Origin of the sequence: Adlercreutzia sp. ZJ138 (genome assembly GCF_011038935.1) — a bacterium.
In the GTDB taxonomy this organism is placed as follows: Bacteria; Actinomycetota; Coriobacteriia; order Coriobacteriales; family Eggerthellaceae; genus ZJ141.
Map to the genome: position 1 here is coordinate 34660 of NZ_JAAKEA010000004.1, position 16096 is coordinate 50755.

Annotated in this window: 10 protein-coding genes; 2 read left to right on the forward strand and 8 right to left on the reverse strand. The window is 58.1% G+C overall.

Annotated elements, in window-relative coordinates; genetic code table 11:
• Positions 1-13: 13 nt before the first annotated feature.
• The 3 genes from metG to G7Y43_RS02790 form a co-directional block, all read right to left on the reverse strand.
• Positions 14-1588 carry a methionine--tRNA ligase gene (metG, locus tag G7Y43_RS02780; protein ID WP_165043870.1) on the reverse strand — a complete coding sequence of 525 codons (1575 nt, stop codon included), beginning with the start codon at positions 1586-1588 and terminating at the stop codon, positions 14-16.
• Between the two features lie 72 nt (positions 1589-1660).
• A complete protein-coding gene (locus G7Y43_RS02785) occupies positions 1661-2896 on the reverse strand; it encodes an ATP-binding protein (RefSeq protein ID WP_241158120.1) in 1236 nt (411 codons plus the stop codon).
• A gap of 43 nt (positions 2897-2939) precedes the next feature.
• Positions 2940-4469: a PLP-dependent aminotransferase family protein gene (locus G7Y43_RS02790; protein WP_165043874.1), complete on the reverse strand. Its 1530-nt coding sequence runs from the start codon at positions 4467-4469 to the stop codon at positions 2940-2942.
• A gap of 405 nt (positions 4470-4874) precedes the next feature.
• Here G7Y43_RS02790 and G7Y43_RS02795 point away from each other — a divergent pair, with 405 nt between their 5' ends.
• Positions 4875-5795: a PfkB family carbohydrate kinase gene (locus tag G7Y43_RS02795; protein ID WP_165043876.1), complete on the forward strand. Its 921-nt coding sequence runs from the start codon at positions 4875-4877 to the stop codon at positions 5793-5795.
• 139 nt (positions 5796-5934) lie between these two features.
• Here G7Y43_RS02795 and G7Y43_RS02800 read toward each other — a convergent pair whose 3' ends face one another.
• The 4 genes from G7Y43_RS02800 to G7Y43_RS02815 all read right to left on the reverse strand — a co-directional run bounded on the left by G7Y43_RS02800 (position 5935) and on the right by G7Y43_RS02815 (position 13740).
• Positions 5935-7422, reverse strand: coding sequence for an MATE family efflux transporter (locus tag G7Y43_RS02800; protein ID WP_241158121.1), 1488 nt, complete (start codon positions 7420-7422; stop codon positions 5935-5937).
• An 8-nt stretch (positions 7423-7430) separates the two neighbouring features.
• The gene (rsmI, locus tag G7Y43_RS02805; protein ID WP_165043878.1) at positions 7431-8297 is read right to left on the reverse strand and encodes a 16S rRNA (cytidine(1402)-2'-O)-methyltransferase; all 867 of its coding nucleotides are present in this window, start codon (positions 8295-8297) and stop codon (positions 7431-7433) included.
• A 3-nt stretch (positions 8298-8300) separates the two neighbouring features.
• Entirely contained in the window at positions 8301-12983 is a 4683-nt protein-coding gene (locus G7Y43_RS02810) for a 2-hydroxyacyl-CoA dehydratase (RefSeq protein ID WP_165043880.1), read from the reverse strand.
• A gap of 325 nt (positions 12984-13308) precedes the next feature.
• On the reverse strand, positions 13309-13740 hold the full coding sequence (locus G7Y43_RS02815; RefSeq protein ID WP_165043882.1) for a 4Fe-4S binding protein: 432 nt from the start codon (positions 13738-13740) through the stop codon (positions 13309-13311).
• Between the two features lie 126 nt (positions 13741-13866).
• Between G7Y43_RS02815 and G7Y43_RS02820 the strand changes: the two genes are divergently transcribed.
• Positions 13867-15231, forward strand: coding sequence for a PFL family protein (locus G7Y43_RS02820; protein ID WP_165043883.1), 1365 nt, complete (start codon positions 13867-13869; stop codon positions 15229-15231).
• Between the two features lie 74 nt (positions 15232-15305).
• On the opposite strand, the gene dmsD is transcribed toward G7Y43_RS02820, so the two are convergent.
• Positions 15306-16040, reverse strand: a complete 735-nt coding sequence (dmsD, locus tag G7Y43_RS02825; protein WP_241158122.1) for a Tat proofreading chaperone DmsD — start codon at positions 16038-16040, stop codon at positions 15306-15308.
• Between the last annotated feature and the right edge of the window lie 56 nt (positions 16041-16096).

Genomic DNA, 16096 nt, shown 5'->3' on the forward strand with positions numbered 1-16096 from the left:
CCCTTCCGTTTCCTTACAACTCGGGAATATCGGTCAGGCGCGGGAACAGCGGGTCACCCACCTCAACAGCGTTACCGGCGGGCAGCTGACCCCATGCGGTGGCAGCTTCGATGTCGCAGACAGACGACACATCGCCCAAGCTCAAGCGCCGGAACACCTCTGCCGAGGTATTCGGCATGAACGGCGCCATGTACAGTGCAATAATGCGGATAGACTCAAGCGAGTTATACATGACAGCTGCCAACTGATCTGCGGTTTCCTCGGACTTCGCCAGGTTCCACGGTGCCGATTCCTCAACGTAGAGGTTCACGCGGCTCGCTAGCTTCTGCACAGCTGCGGCAGCCCCAGTGAAGTCGACCTGTGCCATGCAGGCGTCGTATTCGGCATACAACGCATCGCTGATTTCGCGCAGCGGATTTTCGGCCGCGAACGCAGGCGCAGCAGGCACCTTTGCACCGAAGTACTTCTTCGTCATGTTGAACACGCGGCTCACCAGGTTTCCCCAGGTGTTGGCCAAATCGGCGTTGTACACCTGCACCATGCGTTCCATAGAGATGTTGCCATCTTGGCCGAACTGCACGTCGCTCATGAAATAGTAACGGTACGCATCCACGCCGAACACCTTCACCAGGTCGGCCGGCATAAGGCCGTTGCCCTTGCTCTTCGACATCTTCTCGCCCTTGGTCAGCAAAAAGCCATGGCCAAACACCGTATGCGTAATGGGCAGTCCTGCCGCCATCAGCATGGCTGGCCAAATAACGCAGTGAAAACGCGTGATGTCCTTCCCCACGAAATGGTATTGCATAGGCCAACGCCGCTCGAACTCGCCAGCGCGCTCATCCTCGTCGGCGTACCCAATACCGGTCAGATACGCGATCAGCGCATCGGCCCACACGTAGGCCACATGCCCCTGATCAAACGGCAGCGGCACGCCCCAGCTAAACGTCGACCGACTGATGGAGAGATCCTTCAGGCCGCTTTTCACAAACGTCACGATCTCGTTCTTGCGGGTTTCAGGACGAATGAAATCGGGGTTCGCCTCGTAGAAGTCAAGCAGTGGCTGTTGGAATTCCGACAGTTTGAAGAACCAGTTTTCCTCACCCGACGCCATCAGCTGCACTGGGCGCTTGCAGTCGGGACACACGAACTGGCCGTCGTCGTTTTTCTCCAAGTCACTTTCGGCATAATAGGTTTCCTCGTGTACGCAGTACCAACCCTCGTAACTGCTCTTGTACAGGTAGCCCTTGTCGTACAGATCGCACCAAAACTTCTGCACGCTGCGCGCATGACGCGGCTCGGTGGTGCGCACGAAGTCGGTATAGGTGATGTTCAACAAGTCCCATGCGTCACGAAACGCCGGTTCCATGGAGTCGCACCATTCCTGAGGCTGCATGCCCTTAGCGGCAGCGGTGTCGGCCACCTTCTGGCCATGCTCATCCATGCCGGTGACGAAGGCCACGTCGTAGCCGTTCATTCGCTGGTAGCGAGCCACCGTGTCGGCGGCCACCGTAGTGTAGGCCGTACCCAGATGCGGCGCGGCATTCACGTAGTAGATCGGCGTGGTGAACGAATAGGTTCCCTTGGACATATCGCGCAAACTCCCTTCCCGCCGCAAACGAATGGTGCCCTTGGCGGATATCGTGAAAACAACCTTTGCATTTTAGCACGCGAAGCAAGGTGAATTTCGTCGTAAATAGTCACGCAGATACGGCAACGCGAAATCAACTTCACCTCTTTTGGGCTCGAACAAGATATGCGCATCAAGCAACCTCCGCCGATACGTACCCGCATACTGCGGAGTCTTGCCCATGATTTCGGCAATGGCGGCATTGTTGGCGGAACCATCGAATCGAGCAAGCGCTTCTAGATACTCAACACCACCGGCCGACAAACCGGCAAGCTCCGGCTCACACACAGCAGCATCAAGCTCAATGGTCGACTGCGCGATGCCCGCCATTACATCAGCGGCAGTTACGCGCACGCCATCTCTATCCTTCGACACCACACTATCCCACATGTTGTAGCCCACAAGTTGCACCATGTACGGATACCCATACGTAGCCTCAGCCGCACGGCAAGCGAGATCAGCATCAAGCGCCATCCCCCGCAACTCAAACGTTTCTTTATATGATGCGCTTACTTCCTCAATAGGAACATCGAAGAGAACTTCTCGCTTCGCACGACGCATGAACGTGAGAACATCGTCATTCAGCAGGTCAGACACAAGGCTCGGTAGCCCTGCGAACACAATAGCAACCTCTCGATTCTCGCTCACAAGGTGTTGAATGGCCGTTGCCACAGCAACCAAGTCGTCACGGTGCGCCGCCTGCGCTTCATCAATGGTAACAAGAAGCCCCACGCCCTTCCGCTCGAGTTTGTTCAAACGTTCGGAAAACGCCTGACGCAATGTGAGCGGCATGGTCTTACCAGAAAGCTCAACTTGCCCCAAGCTACCACTCATACCCAACATACTTACTTCTGGGCGCACGACAAGCTTATCAACAAGTCCGGCTCTGTCCGACAACGCCTGAACTAACCGTTCGGACAGTCCTTCCGAGCCCGTTTCAGACACCACCGCCCATCCGCGCTCCTTAGCTCGATTCGCCAAGCTAGCGAGCATAACCGTTTTTCCTGTTCCACGCGCACCTGTTATCAGCATGATGCGCCCCGGCGCACCGACGCCGTTGTCCAGGCCTTTCTCGAAATCCCGAACCACTTCGGCTCGACCGATCATCTTCGGCGGATTGCCGCCCGCCGTCGGCTTAAACGGGTTTGCTCGCATCGCATAGCCTTCCTTCGAAACCAAAACTGTCTTGATTATGCCGAACAAAATAGACAGAATAAACAAAATAGACAGAATAAACAAAATAGACAGAATAAACAGCGGGTGCGCCAAGCGGATTCTATCGCTCAGGGAAACACTGATTAAATCGATAGACTTATACGCACACGTCCTCAATCGCGCTTACCACCGCTTCGATATCGCATTCGCGAAGGGTGCTGTAGTCTACGACGAGCGTTTGGTCGGCAGAAAGCCACGCAAGGTCATCTGCAGAATCGGCAGCGATGCGAGGCGAGGCGTCATCTGTCACATACACAACTTTCCCTTCCGCCGCGCACGCAACTTTGGCATACGCTGCACCTTGGCAGAAACTCGCAAGCGACCGCACTCGCACGCCCCGCTCGTGCAGCGCCGCCACCACTTCATCGGCAGACTGTGCACCGGCAGCGCCCCCGCACATGCGCAGCAAAAAGCTCAGCCCTGCATCTTCGTTGAGCACTTGCACGCGACCCGCCAGTGGCCCTGCTGCCAACCGTGCGAGCAGTACATCACGCAACATACGGCACCTCGTACGCAACCGGTTCACGTGCCGCTCGTAAGCACCGCTTTCTAAAAAGCGCGCCATGGCAACCTGCTCGATGCTGCCCACCGTACTCGAATAAAACGACAGTTCACCAGCAAGTCGTTCTGCCAGCCGCTCGGGAAGCACCAGGTAGGCTAGGCGAAACGACGGCCCCATACTCTTCGTGAACGTGTTCGCGTAGATAACCTTACCGCAAGCGTCCATACTCTGTAACGTAGGAAGCGGACGGCCCGCTAAGCGAAACTGACAATCGTAGTCATCTTCCACGATGTAGCGATCAGCACACTTCGCCGCCCATGCAAGCAATTCGTAGCGACGGGGGGCCGCCGTCACGCCGCCCGTGGGAAATTGATGCGACGGCATAAGATGCGCAACGCGCGCCCCACTTCGCTCGAGCGCAGTCATCGAAACACCAGCTGGCTTGAGGGGAATCGGCACCGCACAAACCCCAAGCGATCGGTACACGTGCGTTAAGCGCGGATACCCCGGGTCTTCGACCGCATAGGCACCTCCACTACCGATAAGTTGCACGATCAAGCTGTACAGTGTTTGCGCACCCGCACCCACAACCACCTGATCAGGCGATGCATGCATACCCCGCTCACTGCGAACATGATGGGCAATAGCCTCACGCAAGCGCGGATGTCCGAACACACCCGGCTGCAAAAGCAGCGTTTTCTCGGATTCCTGGCTAAGCGTCGCGCGCAACTCACGCGACCACTGCGCAAGCGGAAACCAGCTGCGCCCCACGGACGACCCCGTAAGGTCGATAACAGCACCGCACCCAGCCGACGTTCGCAGCCCTTCGAGTGCCAACATGCTTTGAGCACCTGCTGTCACCGACGTCGCCGACACACGAGGCGGAAGCTCGCACGCGAAATAACCCCGTCGTTCTTCCGCACGAACGTAGCCTTCTGCAATCAGCTGAGCATATGCCCCTTCAACCGTAACAACGCTCACGCCTAAATGTTTGGCGAAGGCCCGCTTACTCGGCAGCTTCTCATTCGGTGCGATAACGCCTCCCTCAATGTCAGATCGCAAGCACGCATACAAATGCGCATAGAGGCTTTTCTCGTCCCGGTTCTCCATGTTGTACGTAAGCACAGTTTGTCTCCTTATTTTCAGCAGCAACCGCAGCGAAGGAACGAAGATGGAGGGGTGAGGCATTACGTGCTCAAGCAGGTGCTCGCTTGAGCACGTAATGCTTCGCACCTCCGTCTTCACTCCTGCCCCTCTGCACGGTCACAACGAAGAAGTGGGGAGAAGGGCTCGGGGCGTTGCGCGCGCAGATTGCGCAGCGACTGAAACGGTCCAGTGGACCGTTTCACCAAGCGAGCACTTGCTTGAGCACGTAACGCTCCGAGCCCTTCTCCCCACTTCTTCACACCACAGACCACAACACCTTCCGTATCTGGTCTTATCGAAAACACCGTAACTGACTATATCAACCTATCCATATGGATTTTATACTGACGCCCAATACGCAAAGAAACGCCAAAGGAGGCTATCATGACCGAAGTACAATCCGTCGCCACTGCGGCAACTAACGCAACTATTGAATCCTCTCGTCTGTACGAACGCGACGGTGCCTATATCCCCCGTATCGCCGCCGTTCACGACCTGTGCGGCTACGGCAAGTGCTCGCTCGGCGTGGCAATTCCCGTGCTGTCTGCGGCAGGATGCGACGTTTGCCCTGTTCCAACGGGTCTGTTCTCGTCGCACACCGCTTTTCCCGGTTGGTACATGCACGACACCACCGCCATTCTCGATGACTACGTGAACGCCTGGACAGGCATTGGCGTTGACATTGACGCCATCTACTCTGGTTTTTTGGGCGCGCCTGAGCAAGTGAGTCTCATCCGCCGCCTATACGACCTGTTCCCGAACGCGCTGCGCGTGGTTGACCCGGTTATGGCCGATCACGGCAAGGTGTATCCCACGTATACCCCCGAGCTATGCGACGCCATGGCACAACTCGCACATGGCGCCGACGTTCTTACACCGAACCTCACCGAAGCCGCCATTATCTTGGGCGAGCCCATCGGCGAGAACTGGTGCGGTACAGACATCTCAGATGAGGAAGCTGCCCGCATGATCCACGCACTACAGGAACGCGGCGCGAAGAATGTGGTATTAAAAGGCATTCAGCGCAACGGAGAAAGCATCATCCGCAACTTCGTGGGCACGGAAAACGGCTGTATTGAGGAAGTAAGCAACGAGTACGTACCCTACATGCTCCACGGAACGGGCGATGTATACTGCTCGTGCTTGCTCGCAGCCATTATGGCTGGCAAAACACTAGCGGAAGCTGTTGCATTCGCGGGTGATTTCACGCACGACTCTATGCTGGTCAGCGCCAAGCAGCCCGATTTCAAAAACCGCGGCGTTAGCTTCGAACCTCTGCTGGGGAAGGTGACCGCACTGCTGTAGCAGCAAAAGCGCCCCCTACACACCGGCGCGCCGTCGATTGCAAGCAAACGCCGATCGGCGGCGCCGGCCCTTTTCCACAATACCCTGAAAGAATCACTGATTGGCATGTTGCTGTAATTTCGCACGGCACTCGTCAGACCTAAAACCGCACCTTTTGCGTTCCGTTGCGTAAGCGGAGCAAGAACAACACCGCAAAGGTTGCCGTGAAACACGCCGTTATGGCTTCGGCAGCGGGGAAGGTTGCCCACACGCCTATCATGCCGAACGCCTGAGCCAACACAAACGCGCAGATGAGCATGGCAGGAAGCCCTCGAATGATAGAGATCGTCAGCCCTCGACTCGGAAGCTCCACTGCGCTAAAATACGCCGCCGCAACAATGTTGGCCCCCGCGAAGAAATACCCCACGAAGTAGATGCGCATGCCTTGCGCTGCCAACTGCGTGAGCGTAGGGTCGTTGTCACGATTGAAAGCCAGCGCCAACGGCTCGGCAAACGCGAATACCGCCGCATAGACAGCAACGGCGATAGCCAGTGCCGTTGCCAGTGCCATGCCGAGCACGGCGCGCACGTCATGCGCATCGCCGCGTGCATAGGCATTACTGGCCAGCGGCTGCAACCCCTGGGCGATGCCCGTGAACATAGCCGTCGCCACGAACGAGAAGTTTGCCACCACGCCATAGGCGGCCACACCGATAGTTCCCTCGAAATGCAGAATTATGAGGTTCAGCACCAGCAGCACCAGCCCACCGGATGCTTCCACCACAAACGACGAGAAGCCCAGTGTCAGTTCGCGACCGACAAGCCGCGCGTCAAACGCCATGCGCACCGGCCGAAACGTGTTTCGCTTGCGCACAAAGTGCGCAAGCAGGATACCGATACTTATCGCCGGAGAGAACCCCGTGGCAAGCGCCGCTCCGAACATGCCCCACCCAAAGCCAAACACGAACAGCCAGTCACCCAGAATATTCATGAAGCTGCTTATAACCATGGCTGCCATTGTCAACTGCGGAGCGCCATCGTTGCGCACGAACGGCAGCAACACATCGTTGAGCAGGAATAACGGTGCGAAAGCGAACAGCACGCGCAGGTATTGTACGGTTAAATCGAACGTGTCTTCACGTGCACCCAGCGCAATGGCAAGCTGCGGAGCGAGTGCCTGTACGGTGGCCAAGAACAGCGCCGATGCTATCAATGCGACGACAACCGCCATAGTGAACGCTCGATTGGCCCCCTGCGTATCGCCACACGACTTCCTTACCTGAAACTCCGTCGCCGCGCCAATGCCGAGCATGAGCCCCGTTGCGTGCATGAGCGTATACACCACGATTGCGTAATTGAGCGCGGCCAGCCCTTCGGGGCCAACTCCGTTAGCAATAAAGAAGGTGTCAGCCAGAATGTACACCGACACACCCAACATGCCCAGCACGTTCAGCGACACATACTGGGAAAACGAACGCGCCACGCTCGTGCCGCCCATGCTGACCGATCTGCCTTGCTGGTCACGCCGGCCACCAGAGCCACGCTCGTCGCCAGAGCCACGCCCGCTGCTCATGTCACGCCCACTGAGCCCTTCGCTGTTTTCCTCGTCGCGCCGCTTATCAGCGGACATTTCAGCCTCTCGCGCCATGATCGGCCTTACGCTTCCAACGCAATAGCATAGGCATCGTTGCGCGCGATACCGAACTCATCTACCAACGCGCGCGCGATCTGTTTCTTGCGCATGCCCGCATCCGCAAGCTGGTGGGCGCGCACACGAGCCGCCTCTGTGGCAGCGTCCGCATCGGATACGCGCTCTGCTTCGCTTTGTCCGTCGATAACGATAACGATCTCGCCTTTTATACCAGTACCCTTCCCTGTCGCAGCGCTGGTCTCGCGTGCGCGAAACTCGTCTCGCACCTGCCCCGATACACCGGAAACAACCTCTTCGTGCAGCTTCGTCAGCTCGCGGCACACCGACACGCAGCGCAAGGGGAACACATCAGCAATGCAATCCAAGGCATCGACCAGCCTATTCGGGCTTTCGTAGAAAATAAGCGCCGCATCGAGCGCACGCACAGTCTCAAGTGCCGCTGTGCGCTCGGCATCTTTTCGCGGGAAGAAGCCACCGAAGAAAAACCGCGGGTTCGTGCAGCCGCTGGCCACGTATGCTGTTGCCGCAGCGGTTGGGCCAGGAAGCACCTCCACCGCTACACCTGCTTCGCGCGCTGCACGCACCAAACGAAGTCCCGGGTCAGATACGCCCGGCATACCGGCATCGCTGCAATAAGCGATCACTTCACCATCACGCACACGCTGCACCACGCCTTCAGCGCGACGAGCCATGAGTGTCTCGTCTAAACGTTCGACGCGCTTTTTGATACCTAACGCGAGCAGCAGCTTGCCCGTAACGCGAGTATCTTCCGCACACACCACATCGGAAGTACGCAGCGCTTCGAGTGCGCGGGCCGTCATGTCGCCCAAGTTCCCAATGGGCGTGGGTACAATGATAAGTTTTCCGGTCACGCCTTACGCTCGCTTCGTTTCCACCTCGAGCTCACCGCCATGCGACTGCTCGCCGCGAGCACCATCGGCGTCCACAAACCAATCGCGCGTGGAACGAGCCTCATCTTCCTTGGTAGCCAGGTTCGCCTTAGCAACGGCGATCATCAGTTTGATGCGGTTGAGCTGGTTCACCTCAGATGCACCGGGGTCGTAATCGACCGCCACAATGTTACTTTGTGGATAGCGGCGACGCAGCTCTTTGATCACGGCTTTGCCAACCACGTGGTTCGGCAAGCATGCGAACGGCTGGGCGCACACCACATTCGGACAACCGCCGCGAATCAGTTCGCACATCTCGGCGGTAAGCAGCCACCCTTCGCCCATGGAGTTGCACAGCGACAGGATTTCACTCGCGTATTCAGCCAGCTCATAAATGCTTGCGGGAGGCTCGAAACGGCTCGATGCACGCAGCGCGTCGTTTACCGGCTTGCGGAACCTTCCAATGACCCCCAGTGCCAGCCTGCCACCGAGCGCACTTTTCGCCGAGCGGCCAAGCGGGTCTTTCTGGAAAATCGACCCCGCCACGCCAAACAGGAAGAACTCGATAAGGCCTGGCACCACAGCTTCGCAGCCTTCGCGCTCGATGACGTCGACCAGCTGATTGTTCGCTGTAGGATGGAATTTCACCAGAATCTCGCCGACCACACCCACGCGCGGCTTGCTCCCCTCGCCCACAAGCGGAATGGTGTCGAAATCCTCGACAATACGACGCACCGTGCGCTTCCATTCACCACGGCGAACGCCGCGCGCCAGCTGCGCCTTGCAGTCAGCCATCCATGTGTCGAACAGCCGGTTTACACTGCCGGGTTCCATTTCGTAGGGACGAGTGCGATACAAACACTGCATGAGCAAATCACCGTACGTGAGTGCGTACACAGCTTGCAACAGCATCTTCGGCGTAATTTTGAATCCGGGATTCTCTTCGCCGAGATCTTTAAACGACAGCGCGATAACGGGAATATGCCCCAGTCCCACACTCTTGAGCGCCTTGCGGATAAGAGCGATGTAATTTGTGGCACGACAGCCACCGCCGGTCTGTGTAATAAGCACAGCAAGTTTGTCGGTGTCGTATTTGCCACTCATCACCGCTTCCATGATTTGCCCGGTTACCAAAATCGATGGGTAGCAGATGTCGTTGTTCACGTACTTTAAGCCCGCATCAACCGCGCCATGATCAACACTGGGCAAAAGCACTGCGTTGTAGCCGAAGCGATGAAAGATAGGTACCAACAGCTCGAAATGGTACGGTGCCATCTGCGGGGCTAAAATCGTATAGCCGGCTTCCTTCATCTCCTTGGTGAACTGCACGCGCTCGAACTGCGTCGATTCGCCTTCGCGCTGCTTGAAGCGCTGCGTCACCTCGCTGTTAGCCTTCTTTGTGAACGTAGCGGGCGCACCGGGAATACCCAGCTCAGCATCGCTTACTGCACGCACGGCCTGCTTCGTGGCATCCTCATCCGTGACGATTTGAGCCTCAGACAGGTCGAAATCGCACGCCGGACAGCCACGGTCGGTGAGCGCGGCATCCATGGCGGCGCTCGCAAGGTCATCTTGCTGGTCTTTCAGCGCGGCCAGCAGACTGCGCACGCGAATGCGCGCGGCACCGAGGTTCGATACCTCGTCGATTTTCAGCACGGTGTACACCTTGCCGGCGGCCTCTAAGATCTCCTGCACCTGGTCGGTTGTCAACGCGTCCAAGCCGCAGCCGAAGCTGTTCAGCTGGATGAGATCGAGGTCACGCCGCTCGGTTGCCACCTTAGCAGCAGCATAGAGGCGCGTATGGTACATCCACTGGTCGACCACGCGAATGGGGCGCTGCAGCGTACCCAGATGTGCAATTGAGTCTTCGGTGAGCACCGCCAAGCCGAAGCTGGTTAAAAGCTCGGGGATGGCGTGGTTGATCTCGGGATCGTTATGGTAAGGGCGCCCCGCCAGCACAATGCCGTGCGTGCCGGTTTCTTCCATCCATGCAAGCGTTTCTTCGCCCTTGGTGCGCATGTCGGCCTTGAACGCCTCGTCTTCGGCCCATGCGGCGTCCACGGCAGCGTCCACTTCCTCTTGCGTGGGCACGCCAGATGCGCCCATCAGCTCAGGGTGAGCTTCCATGAGCTCCACATAGATACGCTTCTTCAGGTGCTCTTTCTGATCGTACGGCAACCACGGGTTCAAAAACGGCACGCTTTCGGTGCGTAGCTCATCGATGTTTAAGCGCAGCGCCTCGGCATAGCTAGCTACAATAGGGCAGTTGAAATGGTTGCCCGCGGTGCCGTCTTCTTGGCGCTCCCACTTGCTGCAGGGAAACCAGATAAAGTCGGGATGCTTCGCCAGCAGGTTCATCACGTGTCCGTGCGACAACTTCGCCGGATAGCACACGCTTTCCGACGGCATCGATTCGATACCCGCCTCATAGGTTTTCTTCGTTGACGGGTCACTGACAAGCACGCGGAAACCCAGTTTCGTGAAGAAGGTAAACCAGAATGGGAAGTTCTCATACATGCTCAGCGCGCGCGGAATACCCACCGTAGCGCGCGTTGCTTCCTCAGGCGACAGCGGCTCATAGCCGAACAGGCGCTTGCTTTTGTACTCGTACAGGTTCGGAACGTTTTTCGCCTCGTTCTGCACGCCCGCGCCCTTTTCGCAGCGGTTACCCGTAATGAAGCGGCGTCGCTTGCCGGTTTGTTCGTCGCGGCCGAAGTCATTCACCGTAAGCAAACACGAATTTGAGCAACCCTTGCAGCGCACCGTGCGGTGCGACGGCGTAAGCGACTCGATTTCCGCAAGCGGCAGCATCGAGGTGATGGGGGGTTCGACGTCAGCTGGGCCCTGCCCACGCTCCACGGCAGCCATGCACGCGCGGTCATACGCATCGCGGAAGCGGTCGCGCGCAAGGAGCGCAGCACCGTACGCACCCATGTTACCGGCGATGTCGGGGCGCACTGCGTTCACTTCCGACAGCTGCTCAAACGCGCGCAGTACGGCATCGTTTAAGAAAGTGCCGCCCTGCACGATAACGCGGGTGCCTACATCGCGCGGGTCACGGATCTTGATGACCTTGAACAGCGCATTCTTTATGACCGATATCGCCAAGCCAGCGGCGATATCGCCCACCGTGGCACCTTCCTTCTGCGCCTGCTTAACGCGGCTGTTCATAAACACCGTGCAACGACTTCCCAAGTCAACCGGATGAGCAGCAGAAATGGCAGTTTTCGCGAAGTCAGATACGTCAAGGTTTAAGCCACTCGCGAAGCTTTCGATGAAGCTACCACAGCCCGACGAGCACGCTTCGTTGAGCATGATGTGGTCGATTACGCCGTCTTTCACCCGCAGGCACTTCATGTCCTGCCCGCCAATGTCTAAGATAAATTCCACGCCCGGCAGCATCTCCTGCGCGCCGCGCAAGTGCGCCACCGTTTCAATTTCACCGGAGTCGACGCGCAGCGCCTCAAGCAGAAGCCCCTCGCCGTAACCGGTGACCGTGGCATGTCCGATTTCTACCAGCGCTTCGCCGGTAACGGCATTGACCGGCAGTTCGTTGTATAAGTCGGCGATGGCACGCTTCGCGCAGCCAAGCACGTCGCCCTTGTTGCTGGCATACGTGCTCCACAACAGCTCGCCCTCTTCGCCGATGAGCGCCGCCTTAAACGTGGTGGAGCCCGCGTCGATACCCAGGTAAGCCATTCCGGTGTAATCCATCAGGCTGCCGCGCTTCACGCACTCGGTTGCGTGGCGTTCGTTGAATTCCGCAAGCTCTTCCTCGTTGGCGAACAGCGGGGCTAAGCGCACGACCTCAGAACCTTGAACGTCGCCTAAATTCTTCAGGCGCTCGAGCACGTCGCTTAAACGCTCGGCGCGCGCCATGTCGCTTGCCGCACCGGCGATGGCACAACCGCTTGCCACGAACAGGTGAGCGTTGTCGGGCACAATAATGTGGTCATCATCCAAGTTGAGTGTTTCGTAGAAGCGGCGGCGCAGCTCAGGCAGGTACTGTAACGGGCCACCCAAAAACGCCACATTACCGCGGATAGGACGTCCACACGCCAGGCCCGAGATGGTCTGCGTGACGACCGATTGGAAGATGGATGCAGCGATGTCTTCCTTGCGCGCACCCTCGTTGAGCAGAGGTTGCACGTCGGTTTTCGCGAACACGCCGCAGCGGCTGGCAATGGGGTAGATGGTGGTGTGGCTTTGCGCAAGCTCGTTCAGGCCGCCCGCATCGGTGTCTAAAAGCGCGGCCATCTGATCGATGAAGGCACCCGTGCCGCCGGCGCACGTGCCGTTCATACGCTGCTCGATACCCTGATCGAAGTAGATAATCTTCGCATCTTCGCCGCCCAGCTCGATGGCCACATCGGTTTTGGGAATGAACGTTTCCACGGCTGTTTTTGAGGCAATAACCTCCTGCACAAACTCGATACCCAACCATTGCGCCAAAAGCAAGCCGCCCGACCCGGTGATGGCAATGGTCATGGGCTCATCGCCGTACTCGACCGCCGCTTCGGAGAGCACTTCGACGATGGTCGCACGCACGTCGGCATGATGACGGCGGTACACCGCCCAACGCACCTGGTTGTTATTATCGAGAATCGCCAGCTTCACCGTAGTTGAGCCAACGTCGATGCCGATATGCAGATGTTCGTCAAAACCCATATGCAGTGTCCTCGGTTACGATTGCGTTCGTTAACTCCCAGTCACAGGCCTGTTTGTGCAGCCAGACGTATGACGGGCCCATACAGCCAAAGCACCAAGGCCACACGACCAAAGTGCTTGTTTTCTCCCACTGAACTAATTTTAGCATTCGGCTTTTTTTGATTATCGAGCGCCCAAACTCAAATTGCATCAACAGAAAGAGAACAAATTCCCCGCTTGCAAGTCAGCGGCAAAGCTCCACGGCAGGCGCGCCTCTGCAACGAGCAGGCCCTGGCAAGTCTCCGCAGCAGCTACGCCCGAACTTAAGGAAATACTGTGGGAAACGTCAGCGGTTCGCGCGGCGACGCACACGGAAGTCGCCCAACCGCTTGCGGGGAGCCGCGCCACTTGCAACGCCTTGCGCGCCTGTCCGCAGCGAAAGCGCTTTGCCTGGACATCGGGAAACACACGCTCCACACCCAATGCATGCTTGCTGGTCAAACGCAACAGCAACGCCACCGATCAGGCTAAACGCCCCAACAGGACAACTTTGTACGCATTCGTGAGGGCATACACTTAAGCATTTCGAGCCGTCGCGTTCACAAACAACACCGCGCCCGCGCTGTTCCCTACCGCGCCCGCGACTTTCTCCAGCTCGCTCGTGACCTTCCTCATCGCGCCCGCGACCTTCCCCGCCGTACTCACTGGCCTGTGTCACACGGTCTTCTTCACCACGCTCGCGGCATTCTCCGTCACATCCGCGATCTTCCCACTTCATGTGCATTCTCCGCTCTCGCCCCACACTTCCTTATCCCGCCATCGCGGTTTTACCATGCGTGCCACTCGTCGCGCACCGAGGTTTGCTATCCTATGCCAGACACATCAAACCGTCAAAGGAAGCGACATGCAAATAACCCCCGCGGAAATTCGCGAAACGCTCGCGATGGTGAACAAGCAGAACCTCGACATCCGAACCATCACGCTTGGCCTAAACCTGCGAGCATGCACCGATTCTGACGTCGATACCATGGCGCGCAAGGTATACGACCGCATGACCCATGCGGCAGAGCGGTTAGTTCCTACCGCTGAACAGCTCGAACGTGAATTCGGTATTCCTATCGTGAACAAACGAATCTCTGTCACGCCCATCGCCGAAATTTGCGCGGCCACCAACGCTACCGACCTGTCACCCATCGCGCGGGCTATGGATCACGCCGGCAAAGAGGTAGGTGTCGATTTCGTCGGCGGCTTTTCTGCACTGGTACACAAAGGTGCCAGCCGCGCCGACAACTGCCTGATGGAATCGATCCCTGAGGCACTGGCCACTACCGATCGGGTATGCTCGAGCGTAAACGTGGGATCAACGCGAGCCGGCATTAACATGGACGCCGTATTGAAGATGGCCGGTATCATCCGCGAAACCGCCGAGCGCACCGCCAACAACGAATGTATGGGCGCAGGCAAGTTGGTGGTGTTCTGCAACGCCGTTGAGGACAACCCGTTCATGGCTGGGGCTTTCCATGGTGCCGGCGAGGCCGACGAGACAATAAACGTGGGCGTGTCGGGCCCGGGCGTGGTGCGATCGGTGTTAGCTGACCTGCCGAAAGACGCCGATCTGACCACCGTGGCAGAAGCTATCAAGGCCACCGCGTTCAAGATCACCCGCGCAGGCGAACTCATGGCACGCGAGGCTTCGCAACGTCTCGGCTACGCGAAGGGCATCCTGGACCTGTCGCTTGCCCCCACCCCAGCCGAAGGCGACTCTGTTGCCGAGATTCTCGAGGCTATTGGCGTGGGACAATGCGGCGGCCCGGGCACCACGGCGGCACTGGCCATGCTCAACGACGCCGTGAAGAAGGGCGGCGTTATGGCGTCAAGTTCCGTCGGGGGGCTTTCCGGCGCGTTCATTCCCGTATCGGAAGACGCCGGCATGATTCGCGCTGCGGAATCCGGTGCACTGTGCTTGGAGAAACTCGAAGCCATGACCTGCGTGTGCTCGGTTGGCCTGGACATGATTGCCGTGCCCGGCGACACCACGGTGGAAGCGATAGCGGGCATCATCGCCGATGAATGCGCTATCGGCATGATCAACAACAAGACCACCGCTGTGCGCATCATTCCCGCCATTGGGCGCAGTATGGGAGAGCGCCTAGAGTTCGGCGGGCTTTTGGGATACGCGCCCATCATGCCTGTGAACAAACATGCAGGCAGCGTGTTCGCCCACCGCGGCGGCCGCATCCCCGCACCTATTAACAGCTTAAAGAATTAGGGAAACGCTAATCTTGTTCGTCGGCCCTGCGTTTGCAGGGCCGCACCTGGAGGGCCTAACAGCCCCCAGCTATTCTACCGATAGAACCTCGGATATGTCACCGATACACCGCGCGCTTCGCGGATGCCATCAAGCGATGCCGCCGTCAGACGAGCAAGCCCAACGTAAAAGGGATGCTCGGCTGCTTCGGCAAGTTCTTCGAGGAAATGCCCCGACCACGTGAGGAAGTGATCGCGCAAAAACTCGTCTAGACACGTCGGCCGCTCGCGCGCAAGCGTTGCCATAAGCGCTAACATGAGCCCGATATGATCTTCGGGCGTGCGCTCATCCTGTGTGCGGGCAATGCCGTGTGTCCGCATCCATGCACGGAGCTCGAGCGTACTTTTGCCAAACACAACCATTTCGCGATCGGTATACACCGACCCCCAAGGCGGTGTAGGCTTCTTACCTGGTCCGATGAACAGACGGCGATATTCCCACATCAGATCGTCATCTGACAAGAAACGTCCTTCGTCGTCGCGGCAGGTAACGAGCGAGTCAACCATCATGCGAAGCGCCGATGCCGCCTGATCCTCCGGAACAAACGGCCATGCGGGTGCGGCGGCCTCAACATCGAGATCGACCATCGCCTGAAACGACGCAGCTGCCGTGCCCTTACGCGGGTCTTGCAGGTAGAACGGGGAAAGCGCCTCCCCAATAAACGCGATCGCCTCAAGTTGATCGGCGTCGCGCAACTCGCGTCGATCTTCATCGCGCATCATCTCGTCATTGCCTTGGCCGACACCTTGGACGTTGTCTCGTTCCATCATAGTCCCTCCTTGCACCTTCTACACACCCGGCATTTCACCAATCAGCGCACCAAACC